This is a genomic window from Kitasatospora cystarginea (assembly GCF_039533515.1).
GTDB lineage: Bacteria > Actinomycetota > Actinomycetes > Streptomycetales > Streptomycetaceae > Kitasatospora > Kitasatospora cystarginea.
Window position 1 is genome coordinate 298767 of record NZ_BAAATR010000003.1, and the last position, 21492, is coordinate 320258.

A 21492-nucleotide genomic window follows, 5' to 3' on the forward strand; every position below is an offset into this window, starting at 1 on the left:
GGAGACGGGCGGGCACCGCGTGCCTCGTACCGGCCGGGCAGCCCCGGCGGAGTCTTGACCGAACATGCCATCGCCACTGTCGGCGGCGTCCTGACCGAGCGTGCCGCAGGCACCGCCCTCGACCGGCTGGACGGCTGCGGTGAGACCACCATGAACCGGTCGTCCGGGCAGGCGAGCGGGCATGCCGCATCCCGCTCGGACGGCGTCACCGACGGTCGGCCCGACGAGCAGCTCGACGAGCTCGGCGACGGACGGTTCCACGGAGAGCTCGACGGTCTCGCCGGCCGGCGCTCCGACGGCTGCGGCGGTGTGCCCGGAAGCCGATCCGACGGTCAGCTCAACCTTGCGAGCCCCATACCGCACCCGCGGAGCACCAACGGCGCTCCCGGCACGCCCTTTCGCGGCGAGCCGTTCCGGCTGCTCGTCATCGAGAGTGACGTCTCCGACGCGGTCCTGATCGAGCAACTGGTCGCCGACAGCGGTACTCCCATCGAGATCCACTGGGCGCACGGGATCGACCAGGCCGTCGGCCTGCTCTCCCCCACGCTGCCCGGTGCCAGGCGCAGCCGCCCGCGCGGCGCCGACTTCGGCTGCGTCCTGCTCGACCTGGCCGCCCCCGGCGAGCCGGGTGATCAGGCGGGCGGTCCCGCCGGGGTGCACACCCCCGGCGGGGTGAACGGACCGGACGGGCTCGACGGCCTGCGCGAGCTGCTGCGCCGGGCGCCGCACACCGCCGTCGTGGTCCTGACCGAGGCCGACAGCGCCGAGCTCGGAGCCGCCGCCGTCGCCGCGGGTGCCCAGGACTTCCTGGTCAAGCACGAGACGGACGGGCCGCTGCTGGCCCGTGCCCTGCGCTACGCGGTCGAGCGCAAGCGGGCCGACGAGTCGCAGCGCCGCCTGGTCGAGGCCGAGCTGCGCGGCCAGGAGAACGCCCGGCTGCAACGCCATCTGCTCCCCACCCCCTTGCTCGACGGCGCCGGGCTCGCGTTCACCCGGCGCTACCGCCCCGGCCGCCGCCGAGCCCTCCTCGGCGGCGACTTCTACGACGCGGTCCGCACCTCCGACGGCACCGTCCATGTGGTGATCGGCGATGTCTGCGGCCACGGCCCGGACGAAGCGGCCCTCGGCGTCGCCCTCCGGATAGCGTGGCGCACCCTGATCTTCGCCGGGCTCACCGGCGAGGCACTGCTCAGCACCCTCCAGCACGTGCTGGAGCACGAGCGCCGCAGTGACGAGATCTTCGCGACGCTCTGCATGCTGGTGCTCTCCCCCGGAGCCGCGCCGTCCACCGGCCGGGCAGCCTCCGGCCATCCGGTGGCGTCCGCCGACTCCGCGGCGCCCGTCGGCCCCGGCGAGGCCGAGCATGCCCGGCTCTACCTGGCCGGGCACCCGGCACCGTTGCTGCTCCGGCCGGACGACCGTCCCGTACTGCTCCCGTCCGACCAGGCCGGTCCCGCGCTCGGGCTGGTCCCGTGCGACGACGGACAGGCGGTCTGGCCGGCCCAGGAGCTCGAGCTCCACCCCGGCTGGCGGCTGCTGCTCTACACCGACGGCCTGGTCGAGGGCCGGGTCGGCGCAGGCTCCCGCCGACTGGGCCAGGACGGTCTGGTCGAGCTGATCGGCGACCACCAGTCCGCCGGCCTCACCCGGGGCAGGCTGGTCGACAGCGCCATCGCCGAGGTCGAGGAGCTCAACGGCGGCGCGCTCGCCGACGATGTCGCCGTTCTGCTACTGGAGCGCAACCCGGTGCCGCTCATCATGGGCTGAAGGTCGTCACGAAACGCGGTGGGAGCGGCACCCGACCGGTACCGCTCCCACCGTCCCGTACGGATCCGCCTTCTCGTACGGTTCCACTGCTCCTGCAGCCCTGCCGCTCCCATCCGTCCGCTGCATCCCGTCCGCCGCCCCGCGGGCGGCCCAGCCGGTGCGGTGATCACCAGGGTCCGTACGGCCCCACGTTCCGCCGGCCGCCCTTGCCCCGACCGTCGGTCAACTGCTTGATGGCGGGGCGGACGTCAACCACGTACACGATCGCGGCCACCAGTCCGGCCAGCGACAGCATGCCGAACAGGCTGGACCCGAGCAGCAGGTCGAGCACCAGGGCGAGACCGAGGATGATCAACCAGAACTGCTTCGTCTTCTTGTCCGCCGCACGGTAGGCGTCCTCGCGACGCGTGGCGGCGTCCACGAACGCGAAGAGCTTGAAGCACACCATCGCGGTGGTCAGCCACCAGAACGGATTCAGATAGGCGAAGGCCAGGATCTGTCCCACTGCGGTCTCCTCACTGTGGTCTCGACGGAACCGCCCCGGGTGCCACCGGGTCGGGCAACGGCCACTTCCCATCGTGGCACGGCCGGCGTCGTGCCCACCGGACAACGAACCGACCGGCCCCGATGTGCCCGGCAGCGCTCCCCGGGGGCCGGACGCGGCCCGCTCACCGGCCGGTCCGCCGCCCCGCCGCGGTCTCCCCGAGCCTCCCGGTGACCCTGAGGCGGCCTACTCCGCGGACTTGTCGGCGGACTTCCGCACCCGCGGGGCCTTCCTGGCGCCCTCCGGGGGAGCCGGTGCCCCGGAGTCCTCGACGATCTCGGCCTCAACGGGCTCGTCCGCGTCGACCGCGACCACCGCGGGCTCGGTCGCCGAGCTGTCCCCGGCCCAGCTCTGGCCGCGCTCCACGACCGCCTTGCCGCGCACGGCCAGCTCGTCGTAGACCTCCTTGGCCCGGACCGCCAACTCCGCCGCCCGGCCGACCTGCTGCAACGCGAAGACCTGGGCCTTCTCCTGCAGTGCCTTCAGGTCGGTCGGCAGCGTGGTGACCGTCTCGGTCACCTTCGCCTGCGCCTCGACCAGCCGAGTCTGAGCCTCCTGCAGCCGGACCACGGCCTTCTCCTGAGTGCCCTTCCGATCGGCCGCCAGCGCCTCGACCTTGCCCGGCACCTCGCGCAGCTTCTCGTAGGCGAGGTCGCCGGCGCCCGCGAGGGCGTACAGCGGGGTCGGGTCGCTGAGGGTCTTCTTGATCTCGTCGGTGATCGGCATGACCGGTCCTCCCTTTGCGTCGACAGCCGGGCGACCGGTCTGTCATGGGTCTTCGCCCGGTGGCCACCCGATCGGGCAGCCACCCCGTGTTCAGCCCTCGTCGGCGTTCGGTCCTGGCCCGCCGGGCCCGGCCGCCGCCGTGCCGTCCGCGGGGGACGGCCCTTCCTTGTTCTCCTTCAGGAAGGCGTCGTAGACCGCGAGCAGCGCCTGCTTCTGCCGCTCGTTGATCAGCGGATCGGCCAGGATCGCGGCCCGCAGTTCGAGCCCCTCACCCTGCCGCTCCTCCAGAATCCCGGCCTGGACGTACAGCGTCTCCGCCGAGATCCGCAGCGCCTTGGCGATCTGCTGCAGGATCTCCGCACTCGGCTTGCGCAACCCTCGCTCGATCTGGCTGAGGTACGGGTTGGACACGCCGGCGGCCTCCGCCAACTGCCGCAGCGAGAACTGCGCGTTCCGCCGCTGCTCCCGGATGTACTCGCCCAGCGAGCCAACGTTCAGTGAGGCCATACGGGCAGTCTCCCCCGCCGTGCTTGCAAATGCAAGCACGGCGCTAACACTAGCAATCACTGCAACCTGGACCGGCGCCGTGAGTGTCCCGTCTCTGCGAAGGTGAGCAGTCTCGATCGTTCTGCACCAACTGATCGCGCGTCTCAGTCGACCTCGGCCAACTCCCGATCTGTCTCGATCTTCCTGAGCCAGAGGTCGTTCCCGCCCCCTACGGTCGTTCTGCCAGGTCAGCGCCGACTGAGGGGTGGCTGGTGGAGGCGGACTCCACCGCCACCACGGCCTCCCGAGACCGGCCAGGGCTTAGCACACGATCTGGCACGGATGTTCCTCAACCCCCGACTTCGCCTCGATGACGGACGAGAGGGCCCGCCTGCAGCACCTCGCGCTGCAGGCGGGCATCGGCCTGGAGACGTTCTGGCTCGACTGGCTCGACCAGGAGCTGGACGGGGACCTGGGGGAGACCTGAACCGCCTGCCGGTCGGTCAGTGCTTCGCCGGGATGATCCCGCTGAGCCACTTGAAGGAGGGCTCGACGATCGGAATCCAGGTCGAGCTCAGGTGCGGGCCGTGGGTCTCGAAGGTCGTCACCGAGGTCGGGGACTTGGCCGCCTTCTGCAGCGCTGCCGCGTCCTCCAAGCCGTCGCCCTTGTTGCCGGTCTCGAAGAGGGAGACGTTCGGCGGGGTGGTGGCGTGGGTCAGCAGGTACAGCGGGTTGGCGGTCTCCCGCAGGTGCGGGTCCTTGCCGGTCAGCGAAGCGGATTCCCCCGCCGGGTCGTTGTAGCCGGACATGCTGATCGCGGCCCGGTAGCGGTTCGGGTGCGCCAGCGCGAGCCTGGTGGCGCAGTGCCCGCCCGCCGAGTAGCCAGCCACCGCCCAGCGGTCGGAGGAGGCGTCCGCCCGGAAGTTGTCCAGCACCATCTGCGGCACGTCACGCGACAGCCAGGTCTCCGCGTTGACCTTGCCCGGGATGTCCGCACAGCCCGTGTCGGTGCTCTCGCCGAGCAGCTTGACCCGGGGTGAGACCAGGATGAACGGTGTCACCTGACCGGACTTCATCAGTGGTGCGAGCTCCTTGGAGGCCTTCATGGTGCCGAACCAGGCGTTTGCACTGCCGGGGAACCCGACCAACAGCTCGACCACGGGGAAGGTCTTGTCCTTGTACGCCGGGTCGTCGTACTGCGGCGGCGTCCACACCAGGACCTCACCGTCCACTCCAGAGAGCTGGCCCTTGAGATCGGTCTCCTTGACGTCCTTGGGAATCATGTCGTTGTCCACCCCGTGGAAAGACTGGATCACCTTGGGCCGATCCTTGCCCGCGCCGGAGTCGCCCGCGATGCCGTTGTCCTTCGGCGGCACCGGAACCGCCCGGACATGGCTGCTGGTACCCAGCAGGTCGCCCCAACTGTCGTAGAGCATGTTCTCGTTGTTGACTATGACGAACACCAGCATCACGGCGGTGAACTGGCAGAGCAGGACGGTCGCCAGGTAGCCGACGAACCGGAGCGGCCCCAGCCTGCTCGCCGCCGCCTGCCCCTGCGCGCCGCCCCGGCCCCAGCGGATGCCGCTTCCTCCTCCCCTCGCCCACTGCAGCATGGCCAACCCTATGGAGGCCAGGAACAGGACGATCGTGAGGATGTAGAAGGGGGTGCCGGTCAGTTTCATCGCGTTGTTGTATCCAGCTCCTGTGCCGTCCGGGCCACCTGCCCGGCTCGTACTGCGTTCGAAGAGACCACCGGAAGCCCGTGTTCGGTTGCCTGTGATCCACAATCCGGACGGAGTCTTCCCGGCCGCCTCAACCCGGCCCGCCGCGCTGCCCGTTGCCGCGGCGGTAGGGCGTGGGCTCCGGGTGCCAGGAGGTCCGCATTCGTGGTCGCCGGTTCCGTCTCCTTCGGGTCGTCAGCCGCAAGGCGTCGAGACCTAGCCCGCATGGGGGAGGGAGCTCCTCGGTGCAGATGATGCCTCGTCACCGCCGGTCAGCCAGAGTGGAGTCATGACGACCACGCGTTCTCCGGGTGACAGGGTGCGGCCGATCCCGCGGACGGCGCACCGTCTCCGTCCGGGCGAGTGGTCCGGATACGCCGCCGCGGCGTGGGGCCTCCTGTTCGCCGTGCCCAGCTTCGTCTGGGCCTCGGGTGGCACCCTCGGGGCGGAGTCGACGGTGTCTCCGGCGCTGATGAAGCTCGCTCGCGACGGGGTGCCGTGGTTCCTGGCCGTCCTGTGGGTGACCGGCTTCCTGAAGCTCTTCGGAGCGGTGATCGGCATCGGCCTGACACACCCCCGGCGCAGGCGGATCAGCCGCCTCCTGGTGTTCTGCGGCGGCGGCGCGGCCGTCCTGCTCGTCTGGCACGGCTGCCTCTTCGTGGTTCACGGCGTGCTGGTCGAGGCCGGAGTGCTTTCTGTCACGCCCGACCTGGTCGGGCTGACCCGTTGGTACCTCTACCTGTGGGGGCCGTGGTTCATCCTCGGTAGCCTGGTATTCGCCGCCGCTACCGTTCGACATGTCCGGCGGCACGGTTGCCCGCGCGAGGTGTGGTTCCACGGCGCTGCGGGTGCGCTCGGCGCCCTGCTCCTGTCAGTGGCGTCGACGGCCACCGGGATCGGTTGAGAGCTGTCACGTGACTGCCGGCCACGAGAGAGAAGGACGGCGCTCTCGCCGGGGCGCGGCCGGCTGGCCAGGGAAAGGCCGTCACAGAGCCTTCAGCGCGGCCTCGCAGGCCTGGCAGCGACGGGTCCGCTGGGACGGCGGGTACCAGGGGGCTCCCGGCCCGGTCGAGCGGTACGGCTCACGCTCCAGGCCGCTCGTGGCGATACCGCAGAAGGTGAGCGGGCCCGGGGCCTCGGGCACGTCCGGGGCGGTCGGGGCCGCGTGGACCCAGCGGATCCGGGCGCTCACGTCGACCTCGCCGGCATCGAGGACCTCGGCAAAGGGCTCCAGTTCCAGTAGCACGATCACACCACTCATGGTTCTGACCGTGCGGCAGCGGACCGGCGGGCGCATCTCGGCGCAGCCCCGACCGGCGGTGCTGTGACCCGTCTGCCGCGCCGTGCCGTGATGCCGGGCGTGGACCGCTTCGAAAACCCGTTCGCCGAGGTCACCCTCGACGACCACGTGGTCACCGCCACCAGTACCGCAGGCCGGATCTGGAGCTTCCCCCGGAACGCGCTCCACCGGGTGAGGACCACACCGGACCCGGCCTACCCGTGGCCCCGCTGAGGCCGCTCCCGCCGAGACCGCCCCGGCACGGTCACGACCGGCTCAGGCCGCGCCAGGAGGGCCAGCCAGTCCTGTACCGGGCCGCCTGCTCATCCGTCAGAAACTCCACCGCCACCACGGCCCTCCGAAGTTCGACAACATCGACCCGCGACCTCGACGACTTCACTGCCGAGCGCGAGGCCGCGCAGGGCGCTCAGGCATCAGATTGACTGAGACGACAACCCGCAGCTCGTCTCAGTCAATCTTGACACCCCGGGTCACAGCCTCGGCATGGTTCACCCTCACTGAGACAGGACAGTGAGCTCTTCCCGATCCACCACCACCCCGGCCGCCTCCGGGTCCGGGGTGCGGCCCGACTCGCGCCTGTGCTCGCGGCCGGCCGACCCGGCGGCAGTGGCCCGGCCGCGCTCATCGGGAGGCGGGACGGCAGTGCACACCGCCGGGCGTCAGTCGGCGGATCCGGTCAGCCGGCGGTAGGCGGGGGCGAGCAGGGCGGCGAGATCACGTCCGACGATCCGGATGCCCGCAGGGCCGAGGCCGGCGAGGGCCGAGTCGGACGACGCTCCGGCCGCGGAGTCCGGTGAGGCAGGACGGAGGGTGAACTCGCCCTCCCAGAAGGTGTCCAGAAGCTCGGACAACGGCTGCGCGTCGGTCATCGGTCACTCACCCCCACGGCAGGTCTGCCCGCACTCGCGTCATCCGGCGCCTCGAACTCGCCGATCGCGTCGGCGGAGAGGGAGACCAGTTCGCGCAGCGCGCCGGTGGACAGATCGGCGAGCCAGTGCTCACCCTCGCCGACCACGGCTTTGGCCAACGACCGCTTGGACTCGATCAGTTCGGCGATCCGCTCCTCCACGGTGCCGACGCAGACCAGACGCCGCACCTGGACGTCCCGGCGCTGGCCGATCCGGAAGGCGCGGTCGGTCGCCTGGTCCTCCACCGCCGGGTTCCACCAACGGTCGAGGTGCACCACGTGGTTGGCATTGGTCAGGTTGAGTCCGGTGCCGCCCGCTCTGAGCGACAGCAGGAAGATCCGGGGCCCGTCCGGCGCCTGGAAGCGGGCGACCATCTCCTCGCGCCGGCGCTTCGGCACACCCCCGTGCAGATAGAGCACCTCCTCGCCGAACCGGGCGGCCAGGTGGGGCTGGAGCATCCGGCCGAACTCCGCGTACTGGGTGAAGACCAGGACCCGGCCGTCCTCCGCGAGCGCCTCCGCCAGAATCCCCTCCAGGCGCTCCACCTTGCCCGATCGGCCACCGAACGCCGAACGGTCGCGCAGGAGTTGGGAGGGATGGTTGCACACCTGCTTGAGCTTGCCGATCGCGGCGAGCACGGCGCCTTGGCGCTCCACCCCGCGCACGCCCGCCAGGCGCCGCGAGAGGTCGGCCACCACCGCCCGGTAGAGCCCGGCCTGCTCGGCGGTGAGGTTGCACCAGACCGTGATCTCCTGCTTTGCGGGCAGCTCGGCCGCGACCGCCGGGTCCGACTTGGACCGGCGGAGCATGAACGGTCCGGTCAGCCTGCGGAGCCGGCTGGTCAGCGTCGCGTTCCCGTTGAGCTCGACCGGGATGGCGTAGCGCTCCTTGAAGGACTCTGCGGAGCCGAACAGGCCCGGGTTGGCGAAGTCGAGGACAGCGTGCAGCTCGGCGAGCCGGTTCTCGACCGGTGTGCCGGTGAGCGCGATCCGGTGCCCGGCCCGCAGTGAACGGACCGCCCGGGACTGGGCGGTGGCCGCGTTCTTGATGAACTGCGCCTCGTCCGCGATCACCCGGCGCCAGGGGATCCGGCCCAGCTCCTCGGCGTCCCGCTGCACCAGACCGTAGGTGGTGATCACCAGATCGGCCCCGTCCGCGACGGCCCGGGTGACCGACCCCGCCGCCCGGTCCGCGCCGTGGTGGACGTGGACGCGCAGCATCGGGGCGAACCGCGTGGCCTCCCGCTGCCAGTTGCCGACGAGGGACATCGGGCAGACCAGCAGGTTCGCCCGCGCGGCCGCCCGGCCCTTCGAGGGCCGTCCGGCTGCCTCGGTGTGCTCGACCGCGAGCAGGGCGAGGGTCTGCACCGTCTTGCCGAGCCCCATGTCATCGGCGAGTACGGCGCCCAGGCCGAGTCGGGCGAGGCTGTGCAGCCAGGCCAGGCCCCGCTCCTGGTACGGGCGAAGGGTCGCCCCGAAGCCGGCCGGGAGCGCGGGCGGCGTGTGCGCCCCGCCGCCCGGAGCACCGGCGGCACCCGTACCGCCGGTACGGCCGGCGAGGAGATCGCCGAGCGGGCCGGCTGCCTCGACCCGGGCGACCGGCAGCCCGGCGACCTGCGCGGCGGGGTCGAGTGCCAGGCGCAGCACGTCCGTTGTGGACATCACCCCGGAGCCCCGCTGGGCGAGGAAAGCGAGCGCGGTCGCGATCTGCTCCACGTCCGCCTCGATCCACCGGCCGCGCAGCCGAACCAGGCCCTGCTGCGCCGCTCCCAGCTCGGCCAGCTCCTGCGCGGTGAGGGTGAGGTCGCCGATCGCAGCGGACCAGCGGAAGTCCACCACCGCGTCGCGGTCGATCCGGCCGGTCCGCTCCAGCGCCCCCGCGACGGGCGTACGAGCGGCCTTGAGCACCAGTCCGAGGCGCGGCCGGCGCTGCCACCAGGCCGGGAGCAGCACGCCGAAGCCGGCTTCGGTCAGGGCGGGGGCGGCCTCGCGGAGGAAGCCGAGGGCCTGGGCCCGGCCGAGGGTGAGACCAGTGGGACGGGAGGTGCGGAGCGCCGCGCGGAGTTCGGGGCGGCGGAGTACGGCCCGGTCGAGTTCCGCGGTGTAGCCGCCGACGGGGTCGGCGACCAGTCGGGAGAGCGCCGCCCACGCCGGGCCGCGGGACCAGAGGTCCGCGGCGGTGACGAGGAGGGAGGGTTGGTCGACGGGCTGGAGGAGGAAGTCCAGACGCCAGTCGTCGTCGCCCGCCGGCTGGTCGGGGGCGGGGAGGTCCGAACGGCCCGGCAGGTCGGCGTCGTGGCCGAGCGGTTCGGACAGCCGGAAGCAGAGGCGTAGCGCCCGGTCGGACGCGGGTGCCCCGGCCTGCCAGGCGGCCAGCCGCTCCCCGAGGTCTGCGGCGGCGGGGTCGGCCGCGGCGGGCTCCGCAGCGGTCCGCCGTGCCGCGTTCGCGCCCTCGGTGGCGGCCGGGACCGGTGGCACCACCGGCGCGAGGCGCCCGTCGGCGGTGTGGAGCGCCGCCAGCCAGGACTCGGCGGTGGTGGCAGGGGAACGGCGCAACGGGGGTGGTGCGGCCTCCAGGGCGACCCGGGTCTCCTGGTCGACCAGGACGTCCAGCAGGTCGGCGAGCAGTTCGGTGCCGGTCCGGGCGGGGTCACCGGGACGGTCCTCGGCGCGGCAGACCGGCGGGCATCCCGCGGCGAGCGCCTCCGCTTCGCGCCGGGCGGCCGCGTCGGGTGCGGGCTGCCAGTGCGCCCGGAGCACACCGTCCCGTGCGCGGAGCACCGGCAGTACGCGGCCCTGGCCGACCATCCGCCAGGCGAGGTCGTGTACGGCGGTCAGCCAGCGCAGCGAGGCCCCGTACGCGACCTCGACCGGGCCGGTCCCGGGGAGTTCGGCGATGGCCACGGAGCAGTGCGGGTCGAAGAGTTCGCCGAGCAGCTGGGCGGCCTGGGGTGCTTCGAAGAGCAGTACCGGGATCCGCCACGAGGACAGCGTGACACCCCGCCGGACGGTGCCGACGGGCAGCTGCGGGGAGGGGGCCGGCGTGGCGCCCAGGCTGGGGAGCAGCAGGGTGGCCCACCGCTCGAGGGCCTGTTCGGCCAGCCAGCCGAGCCCGGGGCCGATGGCACCGAGGAGGCGCGTGAGTGCGTCGGCGGGGCACGCGTACGGGTGCACTGCCGTACGTGCGCCCTTGTGCACCGGGCGCGCAGCGCTCGCAGTGAGCGCCCGGCTCACCGCGGCTGCTCCCGGCGCAGGCTCGGCTTCCGGCACGACGGCCGCGCCGGGCGCACTGAGAACCGCGGGCACATCGGAGAGCCCACCCGTCGGCCCGAGCGGCGTGGCGCCGGCCGCGCCAGCCGCACGGGCCTCGCGGGCCTCGCGGGACGGCCTGCCGAAGGCCCGCGCGTCCTCCGCCCAGAGGGCCAGGCGGCCGTCGGCCCGCCAGAGCGCGTGCAGGGCGTACATCGGCCTGGCCTCCCGGGGAGCGAACACTGACTCGATCGACCCTAACCGGAGTCGAGTAGCGGACAGATCCTGCCCTAAACGCTGGCTAACGTCGGTCCTACCGAAGCGGGGCAACCCCACGACGAGAGGGAGTCGACATGCCCATCCTGGTGCGCGCGGAGAGCGATGAGCGCGACGGCCTGCTGGCCTTCCTGGACGCCCAGCGCGGCGCGATCCGCCGCGCCGCGTTCGGGCTGACCGAGGAGCAGGCGGCGGCCACACCCAGCGTGAGCAGCCTGTCGGTGGCCGGACTGGTCAAGCACGTGGCACGGTGCGAGCGGTTCTGGATCCTCGGCATCCTGATGGACGACGAGCGCGGAAAGGTCACGCCGGACGACTGGGCGGACGAGCACCGGCTGCTCGACGGCGAGACGCTGGCGGGCTGGCTCAAGGAGTACGAAGCGGTGGCCGCCGAGACCGAGGAGGCCATCCGCAGCCTGCCCGATCTGGACGTGGACGCGGCGCTGCCGACCGCCCCGTGGTTCCCGCCGGGCAGCCGCCGCACCGCGCGCTGGATCCTGATGCACCTGATCGAGGAGGTGGCGCGCCACGCGGGGCACGCGGACATCATCCGGGAGAGCACCGACGGCCGGACGGCCTTCGAGTTGGTGGACGCCGCCGAGGAGGTGGCAAAGGGCTGAACTGGATGGCCGGCGGAGGGCCGGCCACCGGGGAGCGTTCTCCGGGAGGCGCGCCCGGAGCGCGCTCTGGGGGCACCCGGAGCGTTCTCCGGGAGATACGCCCGGCGTGCACCCGTTGCCGCGCGACGGATCGAGCCAGTGGGGGGATTCCTTCGGGAATCCCCCCACTCATGGTTGAACATTGAACGAAATAGGGCTATAGTGGAGCCAACAAGTTGAAGCCTAAACAACTGGCTTCGGATTTCAGGAGGAGCCATGGGCATCTTCAGCCGCAACAAGACCACCGCCGCCGTCATCGCACCGGCCTCCGCCGGACCCGACCTGTCCCATCTGACCGGCGCCTACACCATCGACCAGGCCCACAGCCGGATCGGCTTCGGCGTGCGCCACGCCATGGTGACCAATGTCCGCGGCGAGTTCGCCGAGTACGAGGGCAAGCTGCAGCTGGACGGCAGCAACCCGGCCAACTCCTCCGCCGAACTGGTGATCAAGGTCGCCAGCATCGACACCAACCAGGCCCAGCGCGACGAGCACCTGCGCACCGGCGACTTCTTCGCCGCCGACACCTACCCGGAGATCGCCTTCCGCAGCACCTCCATCCAGCGGCTGCGCGACGACTCGTACCGGATGTCCGGCAACCTCACCATCAAGGACACCACCCGCCCGGTCACCCTCGACCTCGACTTCACGGGCAGTGCGACCGACGTCTACGGCGCCAACCGGGTCGGCTTCGAGGGCTCGACCACCATCGACCGCACCCAGTGGGGCCTCACCTACAACGCGGCGCTGGAGACCGGTGGCGTGCTGATCGGCGAGAAGGTCAAGCTGACCTTCGACATCTCCGCCGTCAGGGCCTCCTGATCCATCCCCGAACACGTTCGGCCTCCCGGGCCGCCCCCGCCGCTCCCCCGTCGGCGGGGTCGGCCCGGGAGGCCGAACGCTTTTCCGACGCCGCTACTTCCGACCCGGTCACCTCCGACGCGGCCACCCCCGACCCGGTCACCTCCGACGGGGTCACCTCCGACGGGGAGAAGCCGCTCCGCCCGGGATCACCCCAGTAGCGCGGCATCCTCCCCCGGCAGCCAGCTGCCCGGCGGGCGCCGCAACCAGCCCTCGCGCGCGCCGAACTCCGCCGCCGCGGCGCGCAGCGCGTCCAGCCCGGGGTGGCGCAGCTCCGGACGGTGGACCAGGCAGACCAGGCTCAGCGGCACCGGATCGACCAGCGGCCGGGTGACCGATCCGGGGATCTCCGGACCGCCGACCGTGGTGAGCACCGCCTCGCCGTGCCGCGCCAGGTAGTGGGCCATCTCGTCCGCGCCGACCGGCGGGGTGTAGGGCCGCGCGGTCACCAGGCCGTGCTCGGCGGCGAGCCGGCGGCCGAGGTCGGACCACTCGGTGGTCGCCTGGTTGCCCGCGCAGACGTCGAGCGGGTGCCCGGCCAGGGCGGCCAGCGGCACCGCGGCCCGCCCGGCGAGCGGATGGCCGGCCGGCAACAGCACCGCCATGCGCTCCAGCCGGACGGGTGTGTGGGCGAGTTGGGACCGCACCGGCGCCGGAAGGCCGGCGAAGCGCCCGAACGAGACGTCCAGCCGGTGCGCCAGCAACTCCGCCGCGGCACCGGCCAGTCCACCGCAGTAGCGGGCGAGGAGTTCGCCACCGGGCAGCGCGGCGCGGGCGGCGGCGAGCAGCCGGTCGGCGGTCAGGTCCGCGCCGCTGACCGCGCTGTTGAGATCGACCAGTAGCGCCCGGTCGCCGGAGCCGGCCACGATCTCGTCGTGCAGCGCCAGTAGTCGGCGCACCTTCGGCAGCAACTGCTCGCCCGCCGGGGTGAGTTGGACGGCTCGGGTGGTGCGGCTGAACAGCGCGCCGCCCAACGCCCGCTCCAGCGCCCGGATGTCCCGGCTGAGGGCCTGCTGCGCGATGTGCAGGCGCTGCGCGGCCCGGCCGAAGTGCAGCGTCTCGGCAGTGGCCAGGAAACCGCGCAGCAGACGCGGATGCAGGTCAACGGGCATGGCCGCAGGTTAGCAACGCGATTCAGCGACCCCGTCCGCCGCCCGCGATTGACAACACGGACGCGTCAATCCGGCAGAACAGGTGTTGGACCGGCCCGGGCCGGCACCGCGAGGCTTGGCGGCACACCCCCCACCACCCTCCCGGGAGACCCGTGCTCGCCTCGTACCGCCGCCTCTTCGCCCCACCGGGGGCGCTCGCCTTCACCCTGGCCGGACTGCTCGGGCGGCTCTCGTTCTCGATGACGGGTGTCGGCACCGTGGTGATGATCGCCGCCCGCCGGGACTCGTACGCGCTGGCGGGCGCGGTCTCGGCGGCCGGCGTGGCGGCGGTCGCCATCGGGCTGCCGCTGCTGGGGCGACTGGTCGACCGGCACGGCCAGCGGAGGGTCGCGGTGCGTGGCGTGCTGGCCGCCGCCGTCCCGTTCGCCGGGCTGCTGCTCTGCGTGCACTACGGCGCGCCCGCCTGGACGTACTTCGTTTGCTGGCCGGCCGCCTCGGTGCAGCCGAACCTGGGCGGCATGGCGCGGGCCCGCTGGGCCCACCTGTACCGGGACGACCCGGCCGCCCGCCATCTCGCCAACTCCTTCGAACAGGCCCTGGACGAGTTCTGCTTCATGGCCGGGCCGGTGCTGTCGATGCTGCTCTGCACCTCGTTCTTCCCGGAGGCCGGACTGCTGATCGCCGGGCTGCTGTCGGTCACCGGTGTGCTGCTGTTCGCCGCGCAGCGCCGTACCGAACCGCCGGTGCGGCCGACGGCACACGGTGAGGGCGGCGTCGTCCGGCAGGCGGGCGGGCTGCGGGCGGTGCTGCCGATCTTCCTCGCGACCGGCGTGGCCTTCGGCTCGATGGAGGTCACCACCATCGCGTACTCCGACGCACTGGGCCAACGGGCGGCCGGGGGCGGGCTGTTGGCGCTGGTGGCAGCCGGTTCCTGCGTGTCCGGACTGGCCTTCGGCCTGGTCCGCTTCCGGCGGCCGGCGGCAGCCCGGCTACTGGCGGGGACGGCCGCGATGGCCGCGCTGCTCCTTCTGCCGACGGCCGCCGCGCTCTCCGGGGCGGGGCTCACCGTCCTCGCCGTCGCACTGTTCGCAGCCGGCTCCGGGACGGCACCGACCATGGTCGCCGGGATGACGGTGGTCCAGGAGTCAGTACCGGAGAGCAGGCTGAACGAGGGCATGTCGCTCGCCGTGTCCGGCATCGTGGTCGGGATCTCCGCCGGGTCCGCGCTCGGCGGCGCGATCGCCCAGCACGCCTCACCCGGTACCGGCTACCTCCTCCCGGCGGGTGCCGCGGCATCGGCCGTGTTGCTCACCGCGCTCGGCTACCGCCGGCTGCGGCGTCCCGCCGCGGCCCGTGCCGCACATGGGCCTTCGGCGGCGGAGAATTCGGCGGTGGCTGTCGGTGCCGGCCGCTAGCGTTGCGGCCATGGGGGAAGACAGCAGAGCAGGGATCGAATACCTGCGGGGGGACGCCACGGCGCCGCAGGGCAAGGGCGTCAAGGTGATCGCGCACGTCTGCAACGACCTGGGCGGCTGGGGCAAGGGCTTCGTGGTGGCGCTCTCCCGCCGCTGGCCCGCGCCGGAGGCGGCGTACCGGCGCTGGCACCGCGAGCGCTCCGGCAACGACTTCGGCCTCGGCGCGGTCCAGCTGGTGCAGGTCGAGCGGTACGTGTGGGTGGCCAACCTGATCGGCCAGCGGGGCACCAGGACGGGCCGCTCGACGGGCGCGCCGGTCCGCTACGAGGCGGTCGACTCGGCACTGGCCCGGCTCGGCGAGCACGCGCTCCGGCTCGGCGCGTCCGTGCACATGCCCCGGATCGGCTGCGGCCTGGCCGGCGGCCGCTGGGAGCTGGTCGAGCCGCTGGTCACGGCTCGGCTGACGGATCGGGGGGTGCCGGTGACGGTCTACGACCATGACTGACGGCCGACCTCGCGCCCACCCGCGATCCGTCCGGTACCCGAGCTCAGTCCGCGCCGCCCCGGGCAGCCGGCAGCCAGGTGTATTCGTACTCCGGCAGTACGTGCCCGCCCGGGAAGTGGCCGTCGCGCTCGTCGGTGCGGACACCGCCCTCGCGCTCGTAGAAGGCGACCGCGCGGGTGTTGCCGCGCAGCACCTCCAGATAGAGCGGGGCGTGCGCAGTACGCGCCAGCGCCTCGCGAAGCAGAGTGCGCCCGATACCGCCGCCGGTGAGCCCCGGGCGGACGTGCAGGTTGTCCAGCAGCACCCGGCCCCCGTCGGACTGCGGGACGAGGTAGGCGAAGCCGACCGTCTCGCCGTCCCGCTCGGCGATCAGCAGCAGCGGGGTCCTGGCGGGTTCGCCGTAGTCGGCGGTCAGCCGGATCGCCCACACCTCGCGGCGTTCCTCCAGCAGCCCGTCGCCCAGCGCCTCGGGCGGAACGATTCCGGCGTACGCGGTGCGCCAGCTCTCGGAGTGCAGAGCCGCGACGGCTTCGGCGTCGGCGGCACCACCGACGCGGATGACGGGCTGACGGTTCATGTGACGATCCTCCCATGCCCGTCCACTTGAACGCGTTCGAAACTATCTCTAGAGTTATCGCCAGGCAGTTTTGAACGCGTTCGAAACTGCGGGGGTTGCCGACTGGACACCGGAAACCTCGGGGTGATGAGGGGGCAGGGGGGATCAAACCGCGTGGTACCGGGACCTCCGGGGGAATCCGGTACCACGCGGGACGCGATGACGGCGGACGGGCCGCCATCGCGTCCCGCTAGGCTCGGGGACCGTGGACGACGCGGCAACGACGAACGGTGGAAGCGACCCGATCAGCGCGGCAAGCCCGATCGGCACGGACGGCCCGACCGGAACGGACGCCTCGGAGCACAGGCCGCCCGTTCCCGGGCTGCTGCCTGCCGAGGTGCGCGGCGGGCGGGCGCAACCCAAGACCGACAAGAGCGAGCAGACCCGTGCGCTGATCCTCGAAACCGCGATGCGGCTGTTCCAGGAGCGCGGCTACGAGAAGACCACCATGCGCGCCATCGCCGCCGAGGCGGGCGTCTCGGTCGGGAACGCCTACTACTACTTCGAGAAGAAGGAATTCCTGATCCAGGGGTTCTACGACCGGATGACGTACGAGCATGCCGCCGACGCCCGCATCCGCATGGCCGGAACCACCGATTTCGCCGAGCGGCTGGAGATCGCCCTCACCTCCTGGATCGACTGCGCGGCCGAGTACCACGAGTTCGCCGCCCAGTTCTTCCGTACGGCGGCCGACCCGACGAGTTCGCTGAGCCCCTTCTCCAGCGAGTCGCACCCCGCGCGGAAGACGGCGGTGGAGTTGTTCGGCGAGACGCTGAGCGGCTCCGAGCTCGCGCCGAAGCTGGACGCCGAGCTCGCCGAGCTGCTGCCCGACCTGCTCTGGCTGCACCTGATGATCGTCGTCCTCTACTGGGTCTTCGACCGGACCCCGGACACCGAGCGCACCCGCGAGTTCGTCCGCCGCTCGACCCCGATGGCCGCGCGCATCATCAACCTGTCCCGCTTCCGGGTCTTCCGCCCGATAGTCCGGGACGCCAAGGGGCTGATCCAGGACTTCATCCTGCCGACGATCGGCCGCACCACGAAGTAGCGGCCCCGGTCCGGCCGCCGCGCGGCGGCCCGCCGGACGGCCGCGGAGCCCTGTCCCCCCGAACGGACAGGGCTCTGGCGCACCGGTCCGGAGCCTGCCGGACCGGCGCGGGCGGAGCCTGCCGGACCTCCCCGGTCAGAAACCGTCCGGGTTCCACGGCGCGAGCGGCGTGCGCAGCAGCAGGTCGGCCGCGGCGACCCCGCCCGGGCGCAGCTCGGTGACCAGCGCGGCGGCGGCCAGCCGGGGCACCGTCTCACCGCCGAGGTAGAGCGAGGCGAGGACGCCCGCGTCGAGTGCCAGGTCCGGCTCGTCCTCGGTCGGCGTGCAGCGTCCGGCGCCGTCGGCCCCGGCCTCCAGGGCCCACCGCCCGTCGACGTACCCCTCCGGGTCGTCGACCTGGAGCACCACCCGGCCGGGCGCGGCGTAGCCACGGGCTGCGAAGGCGGCGGGCAGGTCGAGGAGGCGCAGCCAGGTGTGGTCGGCGGTCTCGGGGTGCGGGGTCGCCGCACGTGGCTCATTCAGCCACAGCGGCAGCGCGTCGTCCGGGGAGAGGTTCGCCACCGCGATCCTGCGCACCCAGTCCACCGAGAACAGCAGCCGCCAGAGCGCGACGGCGGTGCCCCGATCGAGGGCGAGGAAGTCGTAGACCGTGAGGGTGCAGTTGGGACAGCTGCCGTCCCAGGCATCGTCCACGCGGTAGACCGCCAGGCCGGTGACGGCACCCTCGGCGTCCCGGTGCACGGCGGCGAACGGCTCCTGCCACACGCGTCCCGGCGACTGGACCTCGCCGGTGGCCAGCTGCCAGCCGGTCGGCAGGCGTTTGATCGCGCCCGGCTGGGTCAGTCGCCAGCGCTCGTGCAGTTCGGGGCCGAGCTTGCCGAGCTCCTCCATGGTCACGAAGCCGATCCGGCCGCCGGGTGAGTCGGGCAGCTCCGCGCGGAGCCCGCCGGCCCTGGCCAGGTCGATCTGCCGGCCGTGCGCCCGGGTCGCCGGACCAAAGCCGTACCGGCCGTAGATGTTGTACTCGGAGGCGATCAGGATCGCCGCGACCGAGCCGCGCTCACGGGCCGCGGCGAGGTCCCGGCGCATCATGCCGCTGAGCAGGCCGCGCCGGCGGTGGGTGGAGCTGACCGTCACCCCGGTGATGGCATCGACCTCGATGGCAGCGCCCCCGGGAACCGTCAGCTCGGTGTCGAAGCTGCGGAACGTCCCGACGCAGCGCCCCCCGTCGGACCGGTCGAACGCGCCCTGCCAGCGCCCCGGTTCGAACAGCCGGCGGCGGTACTCGGTAGCGTCCGCACTGTACGGCCGGAGGAACCCCCGGCTGATCGCCCGATCCCAGACCGGGAGTTCGTCCTCGCCGATGTATCTGACCTCGATGTCCTGACCGGTCCGACCATGCGTGTCGTTGCCCATCTGGCCACCGTACGCGGGCATTTCGACTCTCCGCCGGGATTTCTTCACCTCCCTTTGAGCCTCCACCGACTCCCGAGGGGCGCCCGGGCCGACCGGTCCCGCCGGCTCGCGCCGAGCGGCGTCACGTGGTTGCGGCGCGGGCCCGGGCGCTACGGGCGGCCGTAGAAGTCCGGGCGGCCCATGATCCAGAGGCTGGCCTGTTTGATCGCCCTGCCGGGGCGCGGGGCCTCGATCATCTGGTCGTCGCCGATGTAGATGGCCACGTGGTAGATGTCAGCGGCGCGGCCGGTGTGCGTCCAGAACACCAGGTCGCCGGGCCTGAGTTGGTGGTAGCCGATCGGGGTGGACTCGGCGTACTGGGTGGCGGCGAAGTGGGTGAGGGACTTGCCGCCGTGCCGCCAGGCCTTCATGGTGAGGCCGGAGCAGTCGAAGCCCTCCGGCCCCTCACCACCCCAGAGGTAGGGCAGTCCGATCTTGGAGCGGGCGAAGGCGACGGCCGCCTCCGCGCCACTGGCCGACCAGGCGCTGTCCGCCGCCGGGTTCGAGGGGGTGCCGGTGGCCTCGGTGGCCACTCTGGCCGCCTCCGCCGCGGCGAGTTCGGCACTCGACTCCTGGTCCTCGCGCCGCTGCCGCTCCTGCTCGATGGTGGTGTTGTGGGCGGCGGCGAGTTCCGCGAGCAGGTCCTCACGGCGCTTGGTGATCTCGTCGACCCGGGCCTGCTGGGCCTCGACCCTGGCCTGCGCCCGTTCCTTGGCCGTCCGTACGGCCTCGGCGGCGCGGATGGCGGTCTGCTCGGCCTCACGGGCGGCGGTGGCAGCGTCGGCCGCCGCGGCGGCGGTGGCGGTGGCCGAGTCGAAGATCTCCCGGATGCGGGCTCCGGCCGCACCGACGGCGGTGGCCTGGTCCCTGACGGCGCGCGGGCCCTTGGCGCTCAGCAGGGCGTTGATCGCGGAGAGTTCGGCGCTGATGCCCTGGCGGTAGGACTCGGCGGCGAGCTGACCGGCGCGTTCGGCGGCGTCGGCGCGGTCCGCCTCGGCCGCGGCAGCGCGCCTGGCTGCCTCGGCCGAGGCGGTACGGGCCCTGGCCAGCTGTGCCTGCGCCCCGTTGTACGCCTCCACAGCCTGTTCGGCGGCCCGGTCGGCGTCCGCGAGTTCGGTCTGGGCGGCGGTCAGTCGGGCCTCGATCGCGTCGGCGTCGTCGTCCTTCGCGGTGGCGTCAGCCCTCACGGCGGCGTCGGCCTTCACGGTGGCGTCAGCCCTCACGGCGGCGTCGGCCTTCACGGTGGCGTCGGCCTTCACGGTGGCGTCGGTCCAGGCCGGGGCGGCCTCTTCGGCCGCGGGATCAGGGGGATCGACAGGGGACGCCAGCAACGGCGGGACGTTCACCACTGCACTCGGCGCGGCAGCGGCCGCGGGGAGCAGTCCGAGCAGACTCGAGGATGCCAGCAGGAGCGTCGACAGGAGTCTGCGTGCCATGGGCGGGCCCTCTCTCGCGGTATCTGATAATCGATCAAAGATCTCATCAGGTGACAATTCGGTCACTCGACGCAATATCTCAGATCTCGCATCAAGCCGAGGTCATCCCCGTGCGCCCTGTCGGGTGAGATGTGCCCTCCGCCGATCCGGCGTCAGCTTCCGCCCGCGACTTAGCCGGTGAACGCCGGCCGCGCGGTCAGCGCCGGGGTGCCGGGTGGGGCAGCCGGGGGTGCCCGGGGTAGCGACGGCCCGTGCGGGCCTCCGGCCCGCAGGCGGCCCCGGAGCCCGGCGTGCCACCCTCGCCCCGGCGGACACCGGCGCGAAGGCCGCCGGCCGCACCCGGCCGGCCGACCCAGGCAGGCAGGCGCACGGCGTAGCCGCGGCTGCGCCCGGCGCGTACCACGCGGCGGCGCTGCTGTGCGCGGTTGTGCCGTGCGGGGTCGGTCGCGGCGGCGAGGGCCGCACCGGCTGCGGCGGCCGAGCGGCGGTCGGCCAGCCGGGCGGAGCGGCGGGCGAGGGCACGGGCGGCATGGGCGTCGAGGTGTGCGGTGGCCCGGGCCGCCATGCGCTCCGCGACCCGGTGGGTGGCGGTGTGGTGCGCCGGGACCTTGTCGGGCGCCCCGGCGATCAGGTCGAAGAGCCAGGTGCGCGCCCGGTCCGCCCGCTGGTGCAGGAGGCGCTCGCGCCGTAGCGCACGCGCCGCGCGGCGGGGCCGGCTCGGGTACCACCAGCGGGCCCAGGGGCTGCTGGGGCGGGCCAGCCGGACGGCGCCGATCCAGGAGAGCCCGGGCACCATCATGCCGAGCAGACCCGTCCACACCTTGCCCTTGAGCAGGGTGACGACCGATACCAGGGCGTTCACCGCGATCACCGCGACCACGCCCCAACGGCCGGCCTCGGCGGATGCGGTCTGGCCGGGCACCACCCCGAGCGGCACGTACCCGGTGAGCAGCAGGGCGGTGCCCAGGATGCCGAGGATGACGGCGTCCACGGACTTGCGCCCCTGCTCGCTCCAGTAGACGTCGTCCAGGTGCAGGATCAGCGCGAACTCGTCCAGCACCAGGCCGCAGCCGATCCCGAAGGCCAGGCCGAACCAGTCGATCCACGGATGGCCGCCGTTGGCGGCGAACACCCCGATGCCACCGAGCAGCAGGAAGCCGAGGCCGAAGACCATGTGGTGGATGTGCAGGCCGCCGGGCGTGATGTTGCCCGGCCACCAGCGGACCCTGGCGCGGATCATCCGGACGCTGAACCTGATCAGCACGAAGGAGCAGATGAACCCGACCAGCAGCAGGAACAGCGGCTGCTTGTGCGTGGTGACGATATGCGTGCGGTAACCGTCCAAAAGCGTACTGGTCATGGGTCGCGGTGCCTTCGTTCCGTGATCCTCGGGGCGCCTTCCGGCTAAC

21 protein-coding genes are annotated in these 21492 nt (G+C 72.7%); 9 read left to right on the forward strand and 12 right to left on the reverse strand.

The features are described 5' to 3' along the window. Nucleotides 1–54 precede the first annotated feature (54 nt). Nucleotides 55–1767 (forward strand): PP2C family protein-serine/threonine phosphatase, encoded by a 1713-nt coding sequence (locus ABD369_RS05250; RefSeq protein WP_344635000.1) that lies wholly within the window; start codon nucleotides 55–57, stop codon nucleotides 1765–1767. 166 nt (nucleotides 1768–1933) lie between these two features. Here ABD369_RS05250 and ABD369_RS05255 read toward each other — a convergent pair whose 3' ends face one another. The 3 genes from ABD369_RS05255 to ABD369_RS05265 form a co-directional block, all read right to left on the reverse strand. Then, nucleotides 1934–2263, reverse strand: a complete 330-nt coding sequence (locus tag ABD369_RS05255) for a DUF2516 family protein (protein ID WP_425557542.1) — start codon at nucleotides 2261–2263, stop codon at nucleotides 1934–1936. A 234-nt stretch (nucleotides 2264–2497) separates the two neighbouring features. After that, nucleotides 2498–3037 (reverse strand): hypothetical protein, encoded by a 540-nt coding sequence (locus ABD369_RS05260; RefSeq protein WP_344635002.1) that lies wholly within the window; start codon nucleotides 3035–3037, stop codon nucleotides 2498–2500. 90 nt (nucleotides 3038–3127) lie between these two features. Then, a complete protein-coding gene (locus ABD369_RS05265) occupies nucleotides 3128–3544 on the reverse strand; it encodes a helix-turn-helix domain-containing protein (RefSeq protein WP_344635003.1) in 417 nt (138 codons plus the stop codon). Nucleotides 3545–3893: 349 nt separating this feature from the next. Between ABD369_RS05265 and ABD369_RS05270 the strand changes: the two genes are divergently transcribed. Then, on the forward strand, nucleotides 3894–4010 hold the full coding sequence (locus ABD369_RS05270; RefSeq protein WP_344635004.1) for a hypothetical protein: 117 nt from the start codon (nucleotides 3894–3896) through the stop codon (nucleotides 4008–4010). Nucleotides 4011–4026: 16 nt separating this feature from the next. On the opposite strand, the gene ABD369_RS05275 is transcribed toward ABD369_RS05270, so the two are convergent. Beyond that, nucleotides 4027–5205: an alpha/beta hydrolase gene (locus ABD369_RS05275; RefSeq protein WP_344635005.1), complete on the reverse strand. Its 1179-nt coding sequence runs from the start codon at nucleotides 5203–5205 to the stop codon at nucleotides 4027–4029. A gap of 328 nt (nucleotides 5206–5533) precedes the next feature. Here ABD369_RS05275 and ABD369_RS05280 point away from each other — a divergent pair, with 328 nt between their 5' ends. After that, nucleotides 5534–6148: a DUF3995 domain-containing protein gene (locus ABD369_RS05280; RefSeq protein ID WP_344635006.1), complete on the forward strand. Its 615-nt coding sequence runs from the start codon at nucleotides 5534–5536 to the stop codon at nucleotides 6146–6148. Nucleotides 6149–6229: 81 nt separating this feature from the next. On the opposite strand, the gene ABD369_RS05285 is transcribed toward ABD369_RS05280, so the two are convergent. Further along, nucleotides 6230–6505 (reverse strand): hypothetical protein, encoded by a 276-nt coding sequence (locus ABD369_RS05285; protein WP_344635007.1) that lies wholly within the window; start codon nucleotides 6503–6505, stop codon nucleotides 6230–6232. 99 nt (nucleotides 6506–6604) lie between these two features. On the opposite strand from ABD369_RS05285, the gene ABD369_RS05290 reads away from it, so the two are divergent. Further along, a complete protein-coding gene (locus tag ABD369_RS05290) occupies nucleotides 6605–6757 on the forward strand; it encodes a hypothetical protein (protein WP_344635008.1) in 153 nt (50 codons plus the stop codon). 446 nt (nucleotides 6758–7203) lie between these two features. Here the strand turns inward: ABD369_RS05290 and ABD369_RS05295 are convergent, their stop codons facing one another. Both ABD369_RS05295 and ABD369_RS05300 read right to left on the reverse strand, forming a co-directional pair. Continuing rightward, nucleotides 7204–7413 (reverse strand): hypothetical protein, encoded by a 210-nt coding sequence (locus tag ABD369_RS05295; RefSeq protein ID WP_344635009.1) that lies wholly within the window; start codon nucleotides 7411–7413, stop codon nucleotides 7204–7206. Next, complete coding sequence (locus tag ABD369_RS05300; protein WP_344635010.1) at nucleotides 7410–10916, reverse strand: SNF2-related protein; 3507 nt, start codon at nucleotides 10914–10916, stop codon at nucleotides 7410–7412. The genes ABD369_RS05295 and ABD369_RS05300 overlap by 4 nt, the downstream gene beginning before the upstream one ends. 137 nt (nucleotides 10917–11053) lie before the next feature. Between ABD369_RS05300 and ABD369_RS05305 the strand changes: the two genes are divergently transcribed. Further along, entirely contained in the window at nucleotides 11054–11596 is a 543-nt protein-coding gene (locus ABD369_RS05305; protein ID WP_344635011.1) for a DinB family protein, read from the forward strand. A gap of 255 nt (nucleotides 11597–11851) precedes the next feature. Then, a complete protein-coding gene (locus ABD369_RS05310) occupies nucleotides 11852–12457 on the forward strand; it encodes a YceI family protein (protein ID WP_344635012.1) in 606 nt (201 codons plus the stop codon). A 188-nt stretch (nucleotides 12458–12645) separates the two neighbouring features. Here the strand turns inward: ABD369_RS05310 and ABD369_RS05315 are convergent, their stop codons facing one another. Then, nucleotides 12646–13608 carry a LysR family transcriptional regulator gene (locus ABD369_RS05315; RefSeq protein ID WP_344635013.1) on the reverse strand — a complete coding sequence of 321 codons (963 nt, stop codon included), beginning with the start codon at nucleotides 13606–13608 and terminating at the stop codon, nucleotides 12646–12648. A 152-nt stretch (nucleotides 13609–13760) separates the two neighbouring features. Between ABD369_RS05315 and ABD369_RS05320 the strand changes: the two genes are divergently transcribed. Together ABD369_RS05320 and ABD369_RS05325 are read left to right on the forward strand one after the other, a co-directional pair. Beyond that, nucleotides 13761–15023: an MFS transporter gene (locus ABD369_RS05320; RefSeq protein WP_344635014.1), complete on the forward strand. Its 1263-nt coding sequence runs from the start codon at nucleotides 13761–13763 to the stop codon at nucleotides 15021–15023. 10 nt (nucleotides 15024–15033) lie between these two features. Then, nucleotides 15034–15528: a macro domain-containing protein gene (locus tag ABD369_RS05325; protein ID WP_344635015.1), complete on the forward strand. Its 495-nt coding sequence runs from the start codon at nucleotides 15034–15036 to the stop codon at nucleotides 15526–15528. Between the two features lie 43 nt (nucleotides 15529–15571). On the opposite strand, the gene ABD369_RS05330 is transcribed toward ABD369_RS05325, so the two are convergent. Continuing rightward, nucleotides 15572–16105, reverse strand: coding sequence for a GNAT family N-acetyltransferase (locus ABD369_RS05330; RefSeq protein ID WP_344635016.1), 534 nt, complete (start codon nucleotides 16103–16105; stop codon nucleotides 15572–15574). A 244-nt stretch (nucleotides 16106–16349) separates the two neighbouring features. Between ABD369_RS05330 and ABD369_RS05335 the strand changes: the two genes are divergently transcribed. After that, the gene (locus ABD369_RS05335; RefSeq protein ID WP_425557537.1) at nucleotides 16350–17192 is read left to right on the forward strand and encodes a TetR/AcrR family transcriptional regulator; all 843 of its coding nucleotides are present in this window, start codon (nucleotides 16350–16352) and stop codon (nucleotides 17190–17192) included. A 135-nt stretch (nucleotides 17193–17327) separates the two neighbouring features. On the opposite strand, the gene ABD369_RS05340 is transcribed toward ABD369_RS05335, so the two are convergent. The 3 genes from ABD369_RS05340 to ABD369_RS05350 form a co-directional block, all read right to left on the reverse strand. Continuing rightward, nucleotides 17328–18608 carry a GNAT family N-acetyltransferase gene (locus ABD369_RS05340; protein ID WP_344635017.1) on the reverse strand — a complete coding sequence of 427 codons (1281 nt, stop codon included), beginning with the start codon at nucleotides 18606–18608 and terminating at the stop codon, nucleotides 17328–17330. Nucleotides 18609–18757: 149 nt separating this feature from the next. Further along, the gene (locus ABD369_RS05345) at nucleotides 18758–20083 is read right to left on the reverse strand and encodes a C40 family peptidase (protein WP_344635018.1); all 1326 of its coding nucleotides are present in this window, start codon (nucleotides 20081–20083) and stop codon (nucleotides 18758–18760) included. A 196-nt stretch (nucleotides 20084–20279) separates the two neighbouring features. After that, nucleotides 20280–21443 (reverse strand): hypothetical protein, encoded by a 1164-nt coding sequence (locus ABD369_RS05350; RefSeq protein ID WP_344635019.1) that lies wholly within the window; start codon nucleotides 21441–21443, stop codon nucleotides 20280–20282. Nucleotides 21444–21492: the final 49 nt, after the last annotated feature.

Bases quoted from the DNA above. Each gene is read 5' to 3' on its own strand.
- ABD369_RS05315 (WP_344635013.1), bottom strand. From the start codon at position 13,608: ATGCCCGTTGACCTGCATCCGCGTCTGCTGCGCGGTTTCCTGGCCACT.
- ABD369_RS05285 (WP_344635007.1), bottom strand. From the start codon at position 6,505: ATGAGTGGTGTGATCGTGCTACTGGAACTGGAGCCCTTTGCCGAGGTC.
- ABD369_RS05295 (WP_344635009.1), bottom strand. From the start codon at position 7,413: ATGACCGACGCGCAGCCGTTGTCCGAGCTTCTGGACACCTTCTGGGAG.
- ABD369_RS05265 (WP_344635003.1), bottom strand. From the start codon at position 3,544: ATGGCCTCACTGAACGTTGGCTCGCTGGGCGAGTACATCCGGGAGCAG.
- ABD369_RS05305 (WP_344635011.1), top strand. From the start codon at position 11,054: ATGCCCATCCTGGTGCGCGCGGAGAGCGATGAGCGCGACGGCCTGCTG.
- ABD369_RS05310 (WP_344635012.1), top strand. From the start codon at position 11,852: ATGGGCATCTTCAGCCGCAACAAGACCACCGCCGCCGTCATCGCACCG.
- ABD369_RS05300 (WP_344635010.1), bottom strand. From the start codon at position 10,916: ATGTACGCCCTGCACGCGCTCTGGCGGGCCGACGGCCGCCTGGCCCTC.
- ABD369_RS05270 (WP_344635004.1), top strand. From the start codon at position 3,894: ATGACGGACGAGAGGGCCCGCCTGCAGCACCTCGCGCTGCAGGCGGGC.
- ABD369_RS05275 (WP_344635005.1), bottom strand. From the start codon at position 5,205: ATGAAACTGACCGGCACCCCCTTCTACATCCTCACGATCGTCCTGTTC.
- ABD369_RS05350 (WP_344635019.1), bottom strand. From the start codon at position 21,443: ATGACCAGTACGCTTTTGGACGGTTACCGCACGCATATCGTCACCACG.
- ABD369_RS05325 (WP_344635015.1), top strand. From the start codon at position 15,034: ATGGGGGAAGACAGCAGAGCAGGGATCGAATACCTGCGGGGGGACGCC.
- ABD369_RS05345 (WP_344635018.1), bottom strand. From the start codon at position 20,083: ATGGCACGCAGACTCCTGTCGACGCTCCTGCTGGCATCCTCGAGTCTG.
- ABD369_RS05260 (WP_344635002.1), bottom strand. From the start codon at position 3,037: ATGCCGATCACCGACGAGATCAAGAAGACCCTCAGCGACCCGACCCCG.
- ABD369_RS05330 (WP_344635016.1), bottom strand. From the start codon at position 16,105: ATGAACCGTCAGCCCGTCATCCGCGTCGGTGGTGCCGCCGACGCCGAA.
- ABD369_RS05340 (WP_344635017.1), bottom strand. From the start codon at position 18,608: ATGGGCAACGACACGCATGGTCGGACCGGTCAGGACATCGAGGTCAGA.
- ABD369_RS05280 (WP_344635006.1), top strand. From the start codon at position 5,534: ATGACGACCACGCGTTCTCCGGGTGACAGGGTGCGGCCGATCCCGCGG.